15 protein-coding genes and 1 CRISPR repeat array are annotated in these 18,153 nt (G+C 70.4%); of the genes, 7 read left to right on the top strand and 8 right to left on the bottom strand.

The window, feature by feature from the left end; translation table 11 throughout:
* Nucleotides 1-289 precede the first annotated feature (289 nt).
* Together ACEZDE_RS30180 and ACEZDE_RS30175 are read left to right on the top strand one after the other, a co-directional pair.
* Entirely contained in the window at nt 290-799 is a 510-nt protein-coding gene (locus tag ACEZDE_RS30180; protein WP_380542988.1) for a SigE family RNA polymerase sigma factor, read from the top strand.
* 63 nt (nt 800-862) lie between these two features.
* Complete coding sequence (locus ACEZDE_RS30175) at nt 863-2,053, top strand: hypothetical protein (protein ID WP_380542985.1); 1,191 nt, start codon at nt 863-865, stop codon at nt 2,051-2,053.
* Between the two features lie 53 nt (nt 2,054-2,106).
* Here ACEZDE_RS30175 and ACEZDE_RS30170 read toward each other — a convergent pair whose 3' ends face one another.
* The 5 genes from ACEZDE_RS30170 to zapE all read right to left on the bottom strand — a co-directional run bounded on the left by ACEZDE_RS30170 (nt 2,107) and on the right by zapE (nt 9,973).
* Complete coding sequence (locus ACEZDE_RS30170) at nt 2,107-4,800, bottom strand: ATP-binding protein (protein WP_380542982.1); 2,694 nt, start codon at nt 4,798-4,800, stop codon at nt 2,107-2,109.
* 136 nt (nt 4,801-4,936) lie between these two features.
* A complete protein-coding gene (locus tag ACEZDE_RS30165; protein WP_380542979.1) occupies nt 4,937-5,914 on the bottom strand; it encodes a TerC family protein in 978 nt (325 codons plus the stop codon).
* A gap of 123 nt (nt 5,915-6,037) precedes the next feature.
* Complete coding sequence (locus ACEZDE_RS30160; RefSeq protein ID WP_380542976.1) at nt 6,038-6,616, bottom strand: TerD family protein; 579 nt, start codon at nt 6,614-6,616, stop codon at nt 6,038-6,040.
* Between the two features lie 110 nt (nt 6,617-6,726).
* On the bottom strand, nt 6,727-8,847 hold the full coding sequence (gene uvrB, locus ACEZDE_RS30155; RefSeq protein WP_380542973.1) for an excinuclease ABC subunit UvrB: 2,121 nt from the start codon (nt 8,845-8,847) through the stop codon (nt 6,727-6,729).
* A gap of 139 nt (nt 8,848-8,986) precedes the next feature.
* The gene (gene zapE, locus ACEZDE_RS30150; RefSeq protein WP_380542996.1) at nt 8,987-9,973 is read right to left on the bottom strand and encodes a cell division protein ZapE; all 987 of its coding nucleotides are present in this window, start codon (nt 9,971-9,973) and stop codon (nt 8,987-8,989) included.
* Between the two features lie 222 nt (nt 9,974-10,195).
* On the opposite strand from zapE, the gene ACEZDE_RS30145 reads away from it, so the two are divergent.
* From ACEZDE_RS30145 to msrB, 4 genes are all read left to right on the top strand, one after another.
* Complete coding sequence (locus tag ACEZDE_RS30145; RefSeq protein ID WP_380542970.1) at nt 10,196-10,963, top strand: pyrimidine reductase family protein; 768 nt, start codon at nt 10,196-10,198, stop codon at nt 10,961-10,963.
* A 97-nt stretch (nt 10,964-11,060) separates the two neighbouring features.
* Complete coding sequence (locus tag ACEZDE_RS30140) at nt 11,061-11,528, top strand: indole-3-glycerol phosphate synthase (protein WP_380542967.1); 468 nt, start codon at nt 11,061-11,063, stop codon at nt 11,526-11,528.
* A gap of 252 nt (nt 11,529-11,780) precedes the next feature.
* Nucleotides 11,781-13,184: a UDP-N-acetylmuramate--L-alanine ligase gene (gene murC, locus ACEZDE_RS30135; RefSeq protein ID WP_380542993.1), complete on the top strand. Its 1,404-nt coding sequence runs from the start codon at nt 11,781-11,783 to the stop codon at nt 13,182-13,184.
* A gap of 15 nt (nt 13,185-13,199) precedes the next feature.
* Nucleotides 13,200-13,610 (top strand): peptide-methionine (R)-S-oxide reductase MsrB, encoded by a 411-nt coding sequence (gene msrB / locus ACEZDE_RS30130; RefSeq protein ID WP_380542964.1) that lies wholly within the window; start codon nt 13,200-13,202, stop codon nt 13,608-13,610.
* A 112-nt stretch (nt 13,611-13,722) separates the two neighbouring features.
* Here msrB and ACEZDE_RS30125 read toward each other — a convergent pair whose 3' ends face one another.
* Nucleotides 13,723-13,896, bottom strand: coding sequence for a hypothetical protein (locus tag ACEZDE_RS30125; protein ID WP_380542961.1), 174 nt, complete (start codon nt 13,894-13,896; stop codon nt 13,723-13,725).
* 504 nt (nt 13,897-14,400) lie between these two features.
* Between ACEZDE_RS30125 and ACEZDE_RS30120 the strand changes: the two genes are divergently transcribed.
* Complete coding sequence (locus ACEZDE_RS30120) at nt 14,401-14,991, top strand: XRE family transcriptional regulator (protein WP_380542958.1); 591 nt, start codon at nt 14,401-14,403, stop codon at nt 14,989-14,991.
* A gap of 225 nt (nt 14,992-15,216) precedes the next feature.
* A CRISPR array of direct repeats spans nt 15,217-16,709; the repeat unit is 29 nt; unit sequence GGGACCATCCCTGCGTGCGCGGGGAGCAG.
* 105 nt (nt 16,710-16,814) lie between these two features.
* Here ACEZDE_RS30120 and cas2e read toward each other — a convergent pair.
* Both cas2e and cas1e read right to left on the bottom strand, forming a co-directional pair.
* Nucleotides 16,815-17,162 (bottom strand): type I-E CRISPR-associated endoribonuclease Cas2e, encoded by a 348-nt coding sequence (gene cas2e / locus ACEZDE_RS30115; RefSeq protein ID WP_380542955.1) that lies wholly within the window; start codon nt 17,160-17,162, stop codon nt 16,815-16,817.
* A complete protein-coding gene (gene cas1e, locus ACEZDE_RS30110) occupies nt 17,159-18,151 on the bottom strand; it encodes a type I-E CRISPR-associated endonuclease Cas1e (RefSeq protein WP_380542952.1) in 993 nt (330 codons plus the stop codon). The genes cas2e and cas1e overlap by 4 nt, the downstream gene beginning before the upstream one ends.
* Nucleotides 18,152-18,153: the final 2 nt, after the last annotated feature.

Raw genomic sequence — 18,153 nt, 5'->3', positions numbered from 1 at the left:
ACCCTCCGGGCGCTTCGTTCTTCGTTCTGTTTCAAACCTTAGCGGATTCCAGCTCCACAAGCCAAATCCGCCGATTTCCCGATAAACGGCATGACAAAACAACGCCACACCATCTGATCAGGGGGTTCGCCGCCACCACTCAGTCGTAGGGCAACTCGAAGGACACTACGGTACCCATCCACGGCCCCGCAAATCGGGCCGGGTCCAGAACGGTCAGAACACAACCGCAGGGCTGGAGCGTCGATGGGGTGAGATGGGTCGGGGAGTCACGAGGAGGGGTGCGGTAGGCATGGCGGACACAACGGACGACGGGTACCAAGCCTTCGCCGCGGCGCGCATCGGTCACCTCTATCGCTCGGCATGCCTGCTGACCGGTGGAGACACCCATCTGGCCGAGGATCTCGTCCAGGAGACGCTGGGCCGGATCTTCGTGCGCTGGCGACGTGTCTCCGGCGCGGACAATCCGGTGGCGTACGCACAGACGATGCTGGCGCACACCTTCCTGTCCTGGCGGCGACGGCGCAGCAGCGGCGAGCGGCCGAGCGCGACTCCACCGGAGGCGGGCATCGCCGAGGACGGTGATCCCGCGCTGCGGGTCACGCTGCTTTCCGCTCTGCGGCAGTTGCCCGAGCGGGATCGGGCGGTACTGGTCCTGCGCTATTGGGAGGACCGCAGCGTGCAGGAGACGGCGACGGCCCTGCGGCTCAGCGCCGGGGCAGTCCGTTCCCATGCCCTGCGCGCGCTTACCCGCCTGCGGGCGGAACTCGGCGACGACGCGTCCCTCTTCATCGATCGCTGAACCCGGCCGGCCTTTCGGCCCGCCCGTCACTGGCACGTCAACCACCAGGAAGCAGGTGCTCCCATGGACTTCGAAGAGCGGATCAGCCAGGCCCTGACCGAGGCCGGGCACAGCTACGACCTGGAACCCCAGCCCTTGCTGGATCGCGGCCTCCGGCGCGGCTTCGCGCTGCGGCGCAGGCGGGTCGCGCTCCGGGTGACCGGCGCCGCCGCGGCTCTCGCCGTGATCAGCACCGGCGCGGCCCTGTCCCCCGGCGTACTGTCGGGGCACGCGGACCAGGCGGCCTCACCCAACACGACGAGTACGGCCAAGGGGCCATCGGTGTCGGGGCAGCAGATTCTCGACCTGTTGGAGAGTGCGCTGCCGCCCGGCAAGGTCACCCAAACGCAGGCGATCGGCGCTGGTGGCGGCCGTCCTGCTATGGATATTCCCACCGCCCAGTTGGTCTACGACGACGGGCACGGTCCCGCGCTCATCCGGTTCGGATCCGCGACCGAGAACAATCCGGACGTCACAGCGGCAGGGACGTGCGACCCGGCTATGACGACACCGCAGAGCACCTGCCAGCGAAAGACGCTGGCCGACGGCTCGACCGTCTCTTTTTCCAAGAACAACCAGAACAAGAAGACCGGCCTGGCGGCAGATCTGCAGTGGACTGCGACCTTGGTCACCGCCAAGGGGGATCGGATCTGGATCGACGAGTTCAACCGGCCCACCGAGTTCGCAACCAGCGACGGGACCCGTACACAGCCTCCGTTGGACGCTGACCAGTTGACCGCTCTGGCGACGAAGCCCGACTGGACCGGGCTGTTCGCGGCGATCCGCGCCTCGAAGCCGGACGGGCAGCTCACCGCCGCCCAGACCCTCGCCATAGCGAAGAAGACCATGCCTGCGGGCGTCACCGCCCATGGCTCCCTCGCTGACAACCAGGAGGGCATCGCCAACGTGAGCTGCGGCACCGACTGCTCGCTCACCTTCGACGTCGAGCGCTGGCCCACCGACGCCCGCAGCGAGGTTCTGGCCCTTGAGTACGGCGATTCCACCAAGCTGCTCCCCGACGGCACAACGCTGCGCGTCGCGACCACGGGCGGCCTGGTTCTTCCCAACGGCAGGCACTCCTGGCACGTCTCAGCTCTGCTGTCCGACGGGACGTCGGTCCAGGTCGTGGAGCAGTACCCGTTGACGACGTCGGTGGCACCACTGTCCGTCGCCCAGTTGAAGACGATCGTGCTGAATCCGGCCTGGGCCCGGTAGCCGACCGGGCTCAGTTGGTGGGCCCCACCTGGCGGGGCCCACCCCGACCGGGCTCAGCTGGCCGGGCTCACCTGCTCCAGGGCGGTGCGGGCCTGTGTCGCCAGCTCGTCCGCGGCGCAGGACTCGGCCAGGGTGAGTGCGCTGCGCAACTGCTCGGCGGCTTCCGCGAAGCGGCCCACCTCGCGGAGGGCCAGGCCGAGGTCGAGTGCCGCGCGGGTGTGCTCGTACGGGGCGGTGCAGCGTTCGAACTGGGCCAGGGACTGCCTCAGCAGCTCCAGTCGGCGGTCGCCCTCGGCGAGGGCGGCGCAGGAGCGCAGCTCCATGCCGATCGCAGAGGCGGTGCCGAAGCGTTCGGCTCTGGCCAGTGCGTCCTCGGCGAGGGTGCGGGCGTACTCGGTCTCGCCGCGTGCCGCGTGGCTCTGGGCCAGGGCGCGCTGCCAGCCGCACCAGCCGGGGTTGCTCATCTCCCGACCGTCGAGCCGCTCGCCGGCCGCGGCCAGTTCGGTGACGGCGCCGTCGAAGTCGGCCGCGGCCAGCAGCAGCCCGCCGCGCACGGTCTGCGAGTCGGGGAAGACCACGGCCGCCGAGTAGGGCGCTCGGAAGCGGTAGCGCTCGGCCAGCTCGTGCGCCTCGTCCAGGCCGCCGCGGGCGAGCAGGATCGCGATCAGGGTGCCGACCGCGTACCAGTGCACCGGGATGCCCTCGCCGACGCGGTTGGCGGTGGCGAGGCCCTCGCGGGCGCTGCGCTCGGCCTCTGCAAGGTTCCCGGTGCGGAAGCGGATGTAGGCCAGGATGGTGTGGCCGAAGGCGAGGTGGGCGCCACGCCAGCCGGCCTCCTCGTACTCGGCGATGCCCTTGGCAAAGAGCGCCTCGGCGCGCTCCGGCAGGTCGGCGTACATGTAGACGAGGGAGGCGAGGGTCGGCACCTCGAACGCCCACTCCTGGTCGGTCCAGCTGAGGCCGTCCCGCTGCTGGGCCAGGTCGGCGTAGTGGACGGCGGTCCGCACCGGTTCGCCGCGGACCACGGCGTCCCAGGCGCGCAGGCCGAAGACATAGCGCTCGGCGACGCCGATCCGCTGCTCCTCGCGTTCCAGCAGCAGCGCGAGGTCGGAGAGCCGCTGCGAGCGGTCCTTGGACCCCTGCTCGGCGGCGTCGAAGGCGCACCACATGAAGTTCCACACCAGCAGCCGCAGCCGGGTCTGCTCGGAGTCGGCGGACTCGGCCGCACCGCTGGTGGTCTCGGCGGCTTCGAGCAGGTTGTTGCTGTGCGCGAGTGACTGGGCCAGCCGCACGGTGATGCCCTCGTGCAGTCGCGGCGACAGCACCGGCTGCTCCAGCGCCGCCCGTAGGTGGCCGACCGTGGAGGCGGGGTCGTAGAGCAGGGTCGAGCAGCCCAGCTCGAACAGTACCTCTGCCCGCTGCGCGCCGGACGGGGGTTCCCGCAGCGCCCTGGCCAGGCAGCGCTGCGCCGTCTCCGGTGCCCCGGCCTGCATGAACAGTCGGGCCGCGGAACGCAGTTGCTCGACCACCTCGCTGTCGCCCTGCGGCGGAATCTCCAGCCAGTGCCGGGCCGCGGTGCCGGGGCTGCCGCCCGCGCGGAGCACCGCCCAGCCCGCCTTGGCGTGCATCCCGGTGCGCAGTTCCTCCGGGATGCCGCGGTAGACCGAGGTGGCGATCAGCGGGTGGACGAATTCGAGTATCTGATGGCCGGTCAGGATGCGGGCCTCGCGCAGCCGGTCCGCGGCCTCGGCAACCGCCGTATGCGACAGCGAGGCCACCGATCCGGCCAGCTCCAGCGGAGTGTGGATGCCGAGCACCGACACCGACCAGGCGAGCCGCACCGATGACTGGCCGAGCCGCTCCAGCCGGGCCACCAGGCCGCTGCCCTGACTGGCGGCGGCCAGGTCGCGCAGCAGCGGGCAGGACGCCTCGACCGGCGCGACGCCCCGTTCCTGCGCTTTGGCCAGCAGTTCGACCGTCTCGAACGGGTTGCCGCCGGTGACCGCCCAGACCTCGCGGCTGAAGGCGTCGTCCACCGCTACGCCCGAGGCGCTGAACAGGTCGGTCACCAACTCGGCGACGGCGTCCGGGGTGAGCGCGGTCAGGCCGAGCGCCCGGGTACCGTTGCTGTCGGCGATGGTGCGGAACGCGGCGGGGATCTCAGGCAGTTCGTCCGGCCGGTAGGCGACGACCAGCAGCACCGGGAGCTCGTCCACCCGGCCTGCGAAGGAGGCCAGCCAGCTGAGCGACTCGGCGTCGGCCCAGTGCGCGTCGTCCACCATCATCACCAGCGGGCCGCGCTGGACCGCGAGGTTGGTGACGATCCAGTCCAGGCCGTCACGGACGCCCTGCGGGTCGGGGGCCGCCCCGGCCGCGACCGTGGTCAACCCGAGGGCGGGGCCGACGATGTCGGTCCAGCCGCCGAGCAGTTCCCGCCCGGCCTCCTCGCCGACCTGGGCAAGCAGCGGCCGTAGCAGGGTCCGGACCAGGTGGAACGCGGTCAGCTGCTCCTGCTCGCCGCCGCGGGCGGTGAGGGCGAGCAGGCCGCTGTCGGTCGCGGCCCGGCGGACCGCGGCGAGCAGACTGGTCTTGCCGAGGCCGGCCGCGCCGGTGTAGACGAGCAGGTGCTCGCCCGGCCCCGTGGGCGCCTCAGCCGCGGCCAGGCTCGCCAACGCCCTTCGCGCGGCCCCGAGTTCGACGTCGCGTTCCAGCAACCCGGCGCCACCTGCAAGCTTTTGCTCTGCCACGCTGCTGAGAGTAGCGCTCGGCGGTGGTCCGGGCGGGGTGCTTGCACACGTTCGCTGCGGGGTGGCCGGTCGGTCGGTCGGCTTCCGGGTCGGCTTCCGGGTCGGCTACCGGTCGGCTCCAGAGCCGGCCGCAGGTCTACCGCGCCTCGTGTTCCTCCCGCTCCTGCCTGCGGGAGGCGGTCAGGCTGGTCGCGGTGGTGATCGCGAGGACCAGCACGATGAAGCCCAGTGAGAAGGGGATCCCGATCTCCGGCGCCCAGTGCGCTCCGGCCTCGTGCAGGGCGTGCAGCAGCAGCTTCACGCCGATGAAGCCGAGGATCACCGACAGCCCGTAGGAGAGGTGGACCAGCTTCTTCAGCAGCCCCCCGATCAGGAAGTACAGCTGGCGCAGGCCCATCAGTGCGAAGGCGTTCGCGGTGAAGACGATGTACGCATCCTGGGTCAGCCCGAAGATCGCCGGAATGGAGTCCATCGCGAAGAGCAGGTCGGTGCTGCCGATCGCCAGCATCACCACCAGCATCGGGGTAATCAGCCGCCTGCCGTTCTCCGTCACGACGAGCTTGGTGCCGCGGTAGCCGTCGGTTGCGGGGAAGCGCTTCTCGACTGCCTTGAGCAGGCGGTTCTCCTCGAACTCCGCCTCCTCCTCGCCCTCCTCGGCTCGGGCCTCCTTGATCAGCTTCCAGGCGGTCCAGATCAGGAAGGCGCCGAAGATGAAGAAGACCCAGGAGAAGCTGGCGATGATCGCCGCACCGGCCGCGATGAAGACGGCCCGCAGCACCAGCGCTATCAGCACCCCGACCATCAGCACCCGCTGCTGGAAGACGCTGGGTACCGCGAACTTCGCCATGATCAGCACGAAGACGAAGAGGTTGTCGACGCTGAGCGACTTCTCGGTGATGTATCCCGCGAAGAACTGCCCGGCCGGGGTCGGACCGGAGTGCCACCACAGGTAGCCGCCGAAGGCGACGGCCAGCAGCACCCAGACGGTGGTCCAGATCCCCGCCTCCTTGAGCGAGACGTCGTGCGGCTTTCGGCCCCCGATGAAGAAGTCAGCGGCGATGAGCGCGATCAGCACCCCGATGGTGGTGGCCCACATGGCCACGGATACGTCCATGCACTCCCTCTGCTCGTACTGTCCGCCTGTCTGCGACAGTATGGCAAAGAAGAAGTAAAGGGATCATATGTTGAGTTAAAAACTGCTGGTCAGAGCAGTCCCATCGGAGAGCTGAAAGGTAGGTCAGAGGTAGGGCTGTATGGCCGGCAGCATGTCCTGGAAGGTACGCCCGGCGGCAGGCGCCCCGATCGCCGACATCTGCCAGCCGCCGCCCGCGTCCCGCTGGACCTTGGCCATCACCTGGCCGGTGTGCGCACCGCCGCCGCTCAGGCTGTAGCGGGCCAGCTCCTGCCCGTTGGTCTCGTCCACCAGGCGGCAGTGCGCGTTCTCCACCTCCTGGAAGGTCTGCCCGGTGTAGGAGTTGACCGTGAAGACGATCTGCTTGACGTTCTGCGGGACCTGCGAGAGGTCCACCAGGATCGACTCGTCGTCCTCTCCGCCGGCGCCACCGGTGAGGTTGTCGCCGGTGTGCCGCACCGAGCCGTCATTGCTGACCAGGTGCTGGAAGAAGACGACGTCCAGCAGCTGGTGCTCGCCGAACATCACCGCCGAGGCGTCCAGGTCGATCGCCCGCGCGCGGCGGCTGAACAGCCCCTTGCGCGGGGCCGCCTGCCAGCCCAGCCCCATCCGCACCAATGTCAGCTCACCTCCGCCGGCCTTCTTCAGGCTGACGCTCTGACCCTTGTTCAGACTCACCGACATGGTGGTCACCCTCCCCGTTCCTGACGCGTCTCCGCGGCGTTCAGCCGTCTCCCGGCAAACCTTACGCATTCCCCGGATACAGCGGACGACCCGCGTGCGCCATTCCCTTGCTAGGCCATTCCCGCCTCACGCATTTGGCGGAGTTCCTTCTTCAGCTCGTTGACCTCGTCGCGGAGCCTGGCCGCCACCTCGAACTGCAGTTCCGCGGCGGCGTTGTGCATACGCTCCGTCAGCTCGGCGATCAGGTCGGCCAGCTCGGCCGCGGGCAGGCCCTTGGCGTCGGCCGCGCCGCGCTTGCCCGCCGCGCCCAGCGCCGGGACCGGGGCCTTGGCGCCGCGGGCGCCCTTGACCCCGCCCGGCTGCCGGTAGCCGGTGCTGAGCAGCTCGCCGGTGTCGATGTCCTCACGGGCGATGGAGTCGAGGATGTCGCCGATCTTCTTGCGCAGCGGCTGCGGGTCGATGCCGTGCTCGGTGTTGTACGCGACCTGGATCGCCCGGCGGCGGTTGGTCTCGTCGATGGCCTTCTCCATCGCCGGGGTGATCCGGTCCGCGTACATGTGGACCTGCCCCGAGACGTTGCGGGCGGCGCGGCCGATGGTCTGGATCAGCGACGTCCCGGAGCGCAGGAAGCCCTCCTTGTCCGCGTCCAGGATCGCCACCAGGGAGACCTCGGGCAGGTCCAGGCCCTCGCGGAGCAGGTTGATGCCGACCAGGACGTCGTACTCGCCGGCGCGCAGCTCGCGCAGCAGCTCGACCCGGCGCAGCGTGTCGATGTCGCTGTGCAGGTACCGGACCCGGATGTCCAGGTCGAGCATGTAGTCGGTGAGATCCTCGGACATCTTCTTGGTGAGCGTGGTGACCAGGACGCGTTCGTCCTTCTCCACCCGGAGCCGGATCTCGTGGATCAGGTCGTCGATCTGGCCCTCGGTGGGCTTGATCACCACCTCCGGGTCGATCAGGCCGGTCGGGCGGATGATCTGGTCGACCTGGCCGTTGCCGCGGGACAGCTCGAACGGGCCGGGGGTGGCCGAGAGGTAGACCGTCTGGCCGATCCGCTCCAGGAACTCCTCCCACTTCAGCGGGCGGTTGTCCATCGCCGAGGGCAGCCGGAAGCCGTGCTCGACCAGGGCGCGCTTGCGCGAGGCGTCGCCCTCGTACATCGCGCCGATCTGCGGGACGGTCACATGGGACTCGTCGATGACCAGGAGGAAGTCCTCCGGGAAGTAGTCCATCAGGGTGTTCGGGGCGGTGCCGGAGTCACGGCCGTCGATGTGCCGGGAGTAGTTCTCGATGCCCGCGCAGCTGCCGATCTGACGCATCATCTCGATGTCGTAGGTGGTGCGCATCCGCAGCCGCTGCGCCTCCAGCAGCTTGCCCTGCTTGTCCATGGTGGCGAGGCTCTGCTCCAGCTCGGCCTCGATGCCGTTGATGGCGCGTTCCATCCGCTCCGGACCGGCGATGTAGTGCGAGGCCGGGAAGACGTAGAGCTGCTGGTCCTCGGTGATCACCTCGCCGGTGAGCGGGTGCAGCGTGGTCAGCGCCTCGATCTCGTCGCCGAACATCTCGATCCGGACCGCGAGCTCCTCGTACACCGGGAAGATCTCGATGGTGTCGCCGCGGACCCGGAAGGTGCCGCGGGTGAAGGCGACGTCGTTGCGGGTGTACTGGATGTCGACGAAACGGCGCAGCAGGGCGTCCCGGTCGATCTCGTCGCCGACCTTGAGCCGGACCATCCGGTCGACGTACTCCTGCGGGGTGCCGAGGCCGTAGATGCAGGACACCGAGGCGACCACGACGACGTCGCGCCTGGTCAGCAGCGAGTTGGTGGCGGAGTGGCGGAGCCGCTCGACCTCCTCGTTGATCGAGGAGTCCTTCTCGATGTAGGTGTCTGTCTGCGCGATGTACGCCTCGGGCTGGTAGTAGTCGTAGTACGAGACGAAGTACTCGACCGCGTTGTTGGGCAGCAGCTCGCGGAACTCGTTGGCGAGCTGTGCGGCCAGGGTCTTGTTCGGCGCCATCACCAGGGTGGGCCGCTGGAGCTTCTCGATCATCCACGCGGTGGTCGCCGACTTGCCGGTGCCGGTCGCACCGAGCAGGACCACGTCCTTCTCACCCGCACGGATGCGCTTTTCCAGGTCGGCGATGGCGGTGGGCTGGTCGCCGCTGGGCTGGTAGGGACTGACGACCTGGAAGGGCGCCACGGTTCGCTCAAGATCGGTGATGGGTCTCACGGAACCAACCGTACGACCTGCCACTGACAATCCGGTCGGTTCGGCCCGGACCGGGGGCCCGGAGCGGGGCCCGAACCGGGCCCGGAGCGGGTGAGCGGAGCCGGGTCAGCCGGTCTCCCGGGCGCTCGCGACGGGAGGGTCAGCCGGTCCCCCGGGCGCTGTCGCGGGCCAGGGCGACCAGGCGGGACACCGCGCGCAGGTACTTCTTGCGGTAGCCGCCGTTCAGCATCTCCTCGCTGAAGATCCGGTCGAACGGCAGCCCGGAGGCCACCACCGGCAGTTCCCGGTCGTACATCCGGTCGGCCAGCACCACCAGCCGCAGCGCCGTGCTCTGGTCCTGGACCGGGACCACGCCGGTCAGGCAGACCGTGCCGACGCCGTCCAGCAGCGCCCCGTACCGGCTCGGGTGGACCGCGGCGAGGTGCGCGAGCAGCTCCTCGAAGCCGTCCAGCGAGGCGGTCCCGCCGAGGCGGGCGGCGGTGGCCTCGACCACGGCGTCCGAGTACGGCGGCGGGGCCTCGGGCAGGCCGCGGTGACGGTAGTCCTGGCCGTCGATCCGGACGCTGCGGAAGCGCGCGGACAGCCCCTGTATCTCGCGCAGGAAGTCGGCGGCGGCGAAACGCCCCTCGCCGAGCTTGCCGGGCAGGGTGTTGGAGGTCGCGGCGAGCTTCACCCCGGCCTCGGCGAGACGGCTGAGCAGGGTGGAGACCAGCACGGTGTCGCCCGGGTCGTCCAGTTCGAACTCGTCGATGCAGAGCAGCCGGTGCCCGGACAGCGCCTCGACGGCCTGCCGGAAGCCGAGCGCGCCGACCAGGTTGGTCAGCTCGACGAAGGTGCCGAAGGCCTTGGGTCCGGGCGCGGCGTGCCAGAGCGAGGCCAGCAGGTGGGTCTTGCCGACGCCGTAGCCGCCGTCCAGGTAGACGCCGGCCGGACCGGCGGTGGACGCGGCCGGGGCGGCGGCGCGGCCGAACCAGCGCTTCCTCGGCTCCGCCGGGGCGGTCAGGCCCGCTGCGAAGGCCTCCAGCACCCGGACCGCCTCGGCCTGGCTGGGCTGGGCCGGGTCCGGGTCGTAGGTGCCGAAGCGGGCGTGCTGGAAGCGCGGCGGGGGCACCATCTCGGCGACCATCCGGTCGGCGGGCACCACCGGGCGGCGCGACGTCAGCGACACCGGGGCCGGGGTGGATCCGACGGTCGGCCCGGCCGTGGACCCGACGGCGGGCCCTGAGGCGGTCAGGGCGTCGTCGGGCCGGGCGTCGGACGGGGCGTCCGGGAGGACGGCGGGCAGGTCAGCAGCAGCAGGCACAGCTACCAAGGGTACGGTCCGGCTCGGCGTGGAACACTGCTGGATATGCGTCGACTGCTGCCCACAGCCCCGGATGTGACCGACCTCACCAGTCTGGAGGGCCTCGCCGAGGCGTACGCCTACCCGGACAGCGTCGCGGAGGGGAGGCCGTGGCTCCGCGCCAACATGGTCTCCAGCCTGGACGGCGCGGCCCGGCTGGACGGACTGTCCGAGGGACTGTCCAGCGAGGCCGACAAGCGGATCTTCGGGGTGCTGCGCGCGCTCGCCGACGTGGTGCTGGTCGGCGCGCAGACGGTACGCGCCGAGGGCTACCGCCCGGCCCGCGCCCGAGCCGAGTTCGCGGCGGCGCGGGCCGCCAGGGGACAGGCCCCGGCGGCGGCGATCGCGGTGGTGACCGGACGGCTCGACCTCGACCTCGACGCTCCGCTGTTCACCGAGCCGCTGGTGCCGACGCTGGTGATCACCAGCGCGAGCGCCCCGGCGGACGCGGTGAAGGCGGCCGGGCGGGTCGCCGACGTGGTGGTCGCCGGGGACGAGCGGGTCGATCCGGCGGCGATGGTCGCGGCCCTGGCCGGACACGGCTGGACCCGGCTGCTGACCGAGGGCGGCCCGCGGCTGCTGGGCCAGCTGACCGCGGCGGGTGTGCTGGACGAGCTGTGCCTCTCGCTGGCGCCGCTGCTGGCATCCGGCGACGCGCCGAGGATCAGCAACGGCCCGGCGGGGCAGGCGGAGCGGATGGAGCTTGTCTCGCTGCTTGAGGAGAAAGGTTTCCTCTTTGCGCGCTACGCCCGTAGCGTGAACCCCGCCGACTAGCGGAAGCAGATCGTCCGCGTAGCAGGTGTATTCCCACCCCAGCGGGCAGGATGGACAACCGGTGGGGACAGGGGAACCGGAACGAGAAGGGACGCACGTGTTCACGACCGTACTGCTGATCGAAAAGCCTCTCTCCGACGCCGACGTCGACCTGATCACCACGCTCCACGGCGAGGAGCCGGTCGCCTTCCACGTGCTGATGCAGCCGCGCGGCAAGCAGGACGAGTTCCTGCGCGCGGTCGACGACGTGGCCTTCGGCTACCTCGACCGGGCCGCGCACGAGCGGGACGAGCCGCAGGGCGCCGACGCGGTCAGCGCCGCCGCGGCGGGTCTGGACCACACCCTCCAGGGCCTGCGCAAGGCCGGGGCGACAGCAGAGGGGCGGGTGGTGGACGAGAACCCACTGGACGACCTCAGGACGCTGGTGCAGAACGTCGGGGCGGACGAGGTCATCGTGCTGGCCGCACCGCACTGGATCGAGGGCCTGTTCCACCGCGACTGGGCCTCGCAGGCCCGGCACAAGGTCGGCGTACCGGTACTGCAGCTGTTCGCCCAGCAGGACTGACGCGGGGGGCCGGGCACGGGCGTCGGCTCGGGAAGCTGGCGCGAGGGTCGGCTCGGGGACGGGTGCGGACGGCGTCGACTCGGGGACGGACACGGGCGGCGGCTCGGGGGCTGACCGGGCTGAGCTGCGGGTGCGCCCGGCGGATCGGAGTCGGCCCGGTCAACTGGCAGAATCGTGCCCGACCGCTCCGACCGCCCTGCAGCCGACCCCGGGAGAGCACCAGTGACGTCCCCCGCCCACGTCCCCGCCTCGATGAGCGTCCCGGCGAGCACCGCCGATCTCGCCGCACCGCACTTCATCGGGATCGGCGGCGCGGGAATGTCCGGCCTCGCCAAGATCCTCGCGGTGCGCGGGGCCAAGGTGTCCGGCAGCGATGCCAAGGAGTCCACCGTCGTGCTGGCGCTCAAGCAGCTCGGCGCGGAGGTCTTCGTCGGGCACGCCGCCGAGCACGTCCCGGCCGGGGCCAGCTGCATCGTGGTCTCCAGCGCCATCCGCGCGGACAACCCGGAGCTGGTCGCGGCGCAGCAGCGGGGCCTGCCGGTGATCCACCGCGCCGACGCGCTGGCCGCGCTGATGTCCGGCCACCGCGGGCTGGCCGTCGCCGGGACCCATGGCAAGACCACCACCACCAGCATGCTCGCGGTCAGTCTCACCGCACTGGGCCTCGACCCCTCCTTCGCCATCGGCGGCGACCTCAACGAGCCCGGCAGCAACGCCCACCACGGCACCGGCGAGATCTTCGTCGCCGAGGCGGACGAGAGCGACCGCAGCTTCCAGAAGTACTCCCCCGAGGTCGCCATCGTCCTCAACGTCGAGCTGGACCACCACGCCAACTACGGCTCCCTGGAAGAGATCTACGAGTCCTTCGAGGCGTTCGTGGCCCGGATCGTGCCCGGCGGCACGCTGGTCCTGGACGTGGACCACGCGGGCGCGGCCGAGCTGGCCGCACGGGTCGCCCGCGCGGGCGGGCGGGAGGACCTGCGGATCGTCGGAGTCGGCCAGTCCGAGGCGGCCGACCTGCGCATCCTCTCCATCACCGCCCGCGGGATGACCAGCGAGGTGGTGGTGCTCCACGAGGGCAAGGAGCTGGCCTTCACCGTCTCCGTGCCCGGTCGCCACTACGCCCACAACGCGGTCGCCGCGCTCGCCGCGGGGATCGCCCTGGGCGTGCCCGCCGACAAGCTGGCGTCCGCGCTCGGCAGCTACCAGGGCGTCCGGCGCCGGCTCCAGCTCAAGGGCGAGGCCCGCGGCGTCCAGGTGATCGACTCCTACGCGCACCACCCGACCGAGATCGCCGCCGACCTGGAGGCCATCAACGAGGCGTCGGGCGACGGACGGGTGCTGGTGGTGTTCCAGCCGCACCTGTTCAGCCGGACCCAGCAGCTCGGCGCCGAGATGGGCGAGGCGCTCTCGCGCGCCGACGCGGTCGTCGTCCTCGACATCTACCCGGCCCGCGAGGACCCGGTCCCCGGGATCACCAGCGCCCTGGTGATCGACGCCGCGCGCGCGCACGGCGCGGACGTCACCCCGGCCCACTCACTGGCGGACGTGCCGGACCTGGTCGCGGGAATCGCCAAGGAGGGGGACCTTGTTCTCACCATGGGCGCGGGCGACGTGACGTTCCTCGGCTCCGAGATCCTGGCCCGTCTGGCCTGAAAGGCAGGAACCACGATGACCTCCTACGAGATCGAGAAGACCGACGCCGAGTGGCGCGAGCAGCTCACCCCGCAGGAGTACGCGGTGCTGCGGCAGGCGGGCACCGAGCGCCCCGGAGTCGGCGAGTACACCGACACCAAGACCGAGGGCGTCTACTCCTGCCGCGCCTGCGGCAATGAGCTGTTCAGCTCGGAGACCAAGTTCGACAGCCACTGCGGCTGGCCGTCCTACTTCTCACCGCTGGCCGAGGACCGGGTCCAGTACATCGAGGACACCACGATGGGCATGCGCCGCGTCGAGGTCCGCTGCGCCAAGTGCGGCTCCCACCTCGGCCACGTCTTCGAGGGCGAGGGCTACGGGACTCCGACTGATCAGCGGTACTGCATCAACAGCATCTCGCTGAAGCTGCGCCCCGCCCAAGGCTGAGGCAGCAGGAAGCCCTCGGAGGAGATCTCTCCGAGGGCTCTGTCGTCCTCCGGCCCTGAGGGCGGCCGGTGGGAGCTTCCTTCAGGGCAGTCCGGCAGGGGTGCTCCGGCCGTCACCACGCCCTCAGCACGGGAACATCGGTACTCACCGCGTGCTCCGCCTCCACGTGCCGGCGCTGGAACACCCGGACGTCGGTGAGGCGCGAGCGGTCACCGCTGAGGAGCGCGGCACGGGCCTGCTCGCAGAGGCGACGGCACTCCGTGCAATCGTCGATGTCGGCCGTCATGGACGTTTCCCGCCGGTTGATGCCCGTCGCTGCCGAGTCCGCGTCGCTGAACGAGGCCCACCCGCGCGGATTCCCATGGTCATCGTGAACAGGCGAGCCATCGGCGAGCTCTACCCGCCACATCTGCGCGCCCCTGTCGAAGATGACGTGTGCGCCTGCTGACACTGCCGTACCCCGCCACCCGAACATGCGTCACCCTCCGTCCATGGCCCTCACCACCTGCGAGGTTCAGCATGGCTTGATCGTGACCCACCTATTGGGACGCAAGGTCGCACTACGGGGGGCAGTTGGACCTTCTCCGCCCTAGGATCGAAGAAGGCTCAAACGTCCCAGGGGGAAGCCTTGAATACCTCTCTTCGTACTGCTACGGACGTCGCGCACATGTCTCCGCGTCAATTGGCTAGTCGTATTGGAGTGACCAGTAAAACCGTTGAGCGCTGGTTGGCTGACGGGGAACGTGTGCCACATGCTAGGAACCGCGACGACGCCTGTAGGGCGTTAGGGGTGGACGAAGAGATGATCTGGCCGCAGGTGGTCCGGGACAAGCTGAAGACAGGGCACGATCGCGAGCTGATGCACGCGTACCCGTACCGCTCTGCTTGCCCGTCGACGGTGTGGGGGAAGCTCGTAGCAGGCGCGTCGGACGATCTGCTCTTCGCTGGATACACGAACTACTTCCTGTGGCTGGAGCAACCCAACTTCGCCGCCACGCTGCGGAAGAAGGCCGCCGCGGGATGCCGGGTCCGCTTCCTGCTCGGCAACCCTGACGGGGAGGTCACCCGTCAGCGCGAGGCGATCGAGGACACCGCCCTGAGCGTGTCCACACGGATCCGCATCACCCTGGAGGCTCTCGCGGGGCTCGGCGAGCTTGACGGCCTCTCAGTTCGGTTCAGTGCCCCGCTCGACGCCATCAACCACGTGAGCCTGTCGGTCTTCCGCTTCGATGACCAGGCCCTCGTCACGCCTCATCTGGCTCGCCTGGTCGGCCACGACTCCCCGCTGATGCACCTCCGCCGCCACGAGGCCGACGGCATGTTCGACCGCTTCGCCGAGCACGCCGAGGAGCTTTGGTCGCGCGGGACACCTGCGTCGTAGCGGCCCCCGTTAACGACGAAAGAGCGTCTGCTGCTGACTGCTGAGCTTGCTCCGGTTTGACGGACAGGTTGTGCCTGTCCGTCAGGCTGCGATAGCGGAAACGTAGTCGACTTGCGATTCCCCTGCCGCAGCCGGACCGTTCCTCGCGTTCGCCGCTAGTCAGACCGTCGCGCTCGCAGTCTCGGGGAGCAGACAGCTGCCCCGCGAAGGAACCACGGCTGGGCGAGGACCATCCCTGCGTGCGCGGGGAGCAGATCGGGCGCAGCAGCCGGGCCGCGTCCAGGACGGGACCATCCCTGCGTGCGCGGGGAGCAGATCGGGCGCAGCAGCCGGGCCGCGTCCAGGACGGGACCATCCCTGCGTGCGCGGGGAGCAGCCTTTGAGGGTGTCGAAGGACACGCGCTCGTGGGGACCATCCCTGCGTGCGCGGGGAGCAGGTATTTGACTCTCCCTCACTCCCGTGCGTTTAGGGACCATCCCTGCGTGCGCGGGGAGCAGTGACCAGCGCAAACGTCGGGCCGTCAGGCCACGGGGCCATCCCTGCGTGCGCGGGGAGCAGCGCGCTGATCGGAAGAATCTTGGGCCCTTCCCGGGACCATCCCTGCGTGCGCGGGGAGCAGTCCATGCAGGGCTGGTCCAGACAGCTGGGGTCGGGACCATCCCTGCGTGCGCGGGGAGCAGCTCGGCATCCCCGCCGGGCAGGGCCAGGTCTCGGGACCATCCCTGCGTGCGCGGGGAGCAGTGCCCGGCTTCGCGCACGGCGCGCATCAGGAAGGGACCATCCCTGCGTGCGCGGGGAGCAGAACGAGGACTGAACACGCCCCGCCGGGCGGCGGGGACCATCCCTGCGTGCGCGGGGAGCAGGGTCCTCCGGGGCGGCGGGCGCCAAGGGCGTGGGGACCATCCCTGCGTGCGCGGGGAGCAGTAGGCGCTGCATCCCGTTCCCACGTTCGTCTAGGGACCATCCCTGCGTGCGCGGGGAGCAGGGCTTCGGCCGGGGACACGGCCGGTTAGGCCCGGGACCATCCCTGCGTGCGCGGGGAGCAGGGCTTCGGCCGGGGACACGGCCGGTTAGGCCCGGGACCATCCCTGCGTGCGCGGGGAGCAGTGGCGGCCGTCGGCACTGGTCAGACGGCGGTTGGGACCATCCCTGCGTGCGCGGGGAGCAGTACATGGTCCTGGACTCCGGCTCATCGGCCGCGGGACCATCCCTGCGTGCGCGGGGAGCAGATCTGATCTTGCAGGATCATCACCGCGGTGGTGGGACCATCCCTGCGTGCGCGGGGAGCAGTGGCGGACTCCACATCTCCGAGACAGACCGTTGGGACCATCCCTGCGTGCGCGGGGAGCAGCTGAAGCTGAGCACCTTCTTAGCCGTGGGCATGGGACCATCCCTGCGTGCGCGGGGAGCAGTAGGCCCGGCAGCGGCAGGTGCCGGGGAACTTGGGACCATCCCTGCGTGCGCGGGGAGCAGGCAGGCACAGCGGAGATCAGGTCCCCGCAGCGGGGACCATCCCTGCGTGCGCGGGGAGCAGGCAAGTTCTGACGCCACGGCGAAGTTCCGGGAGGGACCATCCCTGCGTGCGCGGGGAGCAGAACTGGACGATCGCGCCCAGGGGGTGGGGCATGGGACCATCCCTGCGTGCGCGGGGAGCAGCGGCCGTCTCCGGCCGAACGGCCGGGACCTCTGGGACCATCCCTGCGTGCGCGGGGAGCAGACTGCTTGAGGTGCGACTTTAGCTGGGGGGAGGGGCGGAATTGAGTACTTGTTGGGAATTGGATAGTTCATGGCAGATCGGTGGAAGCAACTCAAATCACCCGCGTCAGTGGCCGAAGCGGCGGCGTTTTGAGGCGGTGCTCCAGCCGGGGGTTGGGGGCTTGGCTGACACGGTCGGGCGGTCCTTGGGGCGGCGGATGAGGGTGAGGCCCTCGATGTCGACGGGGTGCCAGGAGTGGTCGTGGGTTCGGAAGGTGAAGCCCTGCTCGGTGTTCGTGGTGTGGGCGAGGAGCGCGCGTCCCTGGTCCGCGTAGGCGTGGACCTCGGACCAGAGGGCGTCGCGGATGCGGGCCGACGGGTTGCCGATGAAGACGCCGGGTGAGATCTCCAGGAGCCAGCGGGTGAGGAATCCGCGCAGGCCGGCCGGGCAGTTGGTGAGCACGATGACTGTCACCAGGTCTCCTCGTAGCCGTAGTTGACCCCTGACGCCACCTGGGTGTCGCGGTCGGACTGGAGGGTGACCCGGTCCTGAGTCAGATCCAGATCCCGGTCTCGGTCGTCGCCCGCCGCGGGCTCGGCGGGGCCGTCGGAGCCGGCGCGGCCGTCGGGGTGGAGCAGGTCCTTGACGTCGCCGACGATGCGCTTGAGGAGGTCGAGTTCGTGGATGCGGTCGCGCAGCGCCCGGCGGGTCCGCGCACCCACGTCGTCCGGCGACTCCGCGGCGACGTCGAAGGCGACCGGGATGCCGATCTCGGTCTTGTACAGGTCGGCGATGTCGAGGACGAAGGACAACTCGTGGCCGGAGTGCACGAATCCGAGCGCCGGGGAGCAGCCGAGGGCGACGACGACGGCGTGTGCGACGCCGTACATCGCCTGGGCCGCCGCGGTGACGGCCTGGTTGGGAGCGTCGCCGGAGGCGAAGTCGCCGGGCGTGTACCTGCGGCCCTTCCACGGCACGCCGGTGCGCTGGGATTCGGCGCGGTAGCAGAGCTTGACCCGGCTGCCTTCCCGGCCGAGGAGCTCCTGCCGGGTGAGGCCAGCCGGGTCCTCGTCCGGGAAGCGGAGCCGGTACATCGCGCGGGCCACGTCGAGCCGGGTGCGGCGGTTCGCCCAGCAGACGGCCTGGGCCTCGACCAGGGCGGACGAACGGGCGAGCGAACGCCCGGCGGCGTAGTAGCGCACCCCGTGCTCGCCGACCCACACCACTCCCGCCCCGGTCTCGCCGAGGATGCTCATCGCCTGGTGGGTGATGCGTGTACCCGGCCCGAGCAGCAGGGTGCCGATGGTCGCGGACGGGATGTGGGTGGTGCCCTCGGCGTCCTCCGCGGTGATGGCGTTGGCGTCGCGGTGGACCGTGCAGCGCTCCAGGTAGACGAAGGAGAGCCGGTCCTCGACCCTGGTGAGTTCACGTGGGCCGCTGACCGGCCTTTGACTGACCGTCATCC

The sequence above is a fragment of the Streptacidiphilus cavernicola genome (assembly GCF_042510955.1).
GTDB classification, from domain to species: Bacteria; Actinomycetota; Actinomycetes; order Streptomycetales; family Streptomycetaceae; genus Streptacidiphilus; species Streptacidiphilus cavernicola.
This window is presented reverse-complemented; position numbering and strand designations above follow the sequence as displayed.

Excerpts from the sequence above, each read along its gene's own strand:
- ACEZDE_RS30180 (WP_380542988.1), top strand. The coding sequence starts at position 290 with ATGGCGGACACAACGGACGACGGGTACCAAGCCTTCGCCGCGGCGCGC.
- ACEZDE_RS30175 (WP_380542985.1), top strand. The coding sequence starts at position 863 with ATGGACTTCGAAGAGCGGATCAGCCAGGCCCTGACCGAGGCCGGGCAC.
- ACEZDE_RS30165 (WP_380542979.1), bottom strand. The coding sequence starts at position 5,914 with ATGGACGTATCCGTGGCCATGTGGGCCACCACCATCGGGGTGCTGATC.
- ACEZDE_RS30160 (WP_380542976.1), bottom strand. The coding sequence starts at position 6,616 with ATGTCGGTGAGTCTGAACAAGGGTCAGAGCGTCAGCCTGAAGAAGGCC.
- zapE (WP_380542996.1), bottom strand. The coding sequence starts at position 9,973 with ATGGTCGCCGAGATGGTGCCCCCGCCGCGCTTCCAGCACGCCCGCTTC.
- ACEZDE_RS30145 (WP_380542970.1), top strand. The coding sequence starts at position 10,196 with ATGCGTCGACTGCTGCCCACAGCCCCGGATGTGACCGACCTCACCAGT.
- murC (WP_380542993.1), top strand. The coding sequence starts at position 11,781 with ATGAGCGTCCCGGCGAGCACCGCCGATCTCGCCGCACCGCACTTCATC.
- msrB (WP_380542964.1), top strand. The coding sequence starts at position 13,200 with ATGACCTCCTACGAGATCGAGAAGACCGACGCCGAGTGGCGCGAGCAG.
- ACEZDE_RS30125 (WP_380542961.1), bottom strand. The coding sequence starts at position 13,896 with ATGACGGCCGACATCGACGATTGCACGGAGTGCCGTCGCCTCTGCGAG.
- cas1e (WP_380542952.1), bottom strand. The coding sequence starts at position 18,151 with ATGACGGTCAGTCAAAGGCCGGTCAGCGGCCCACGTGAACTCACCAGG.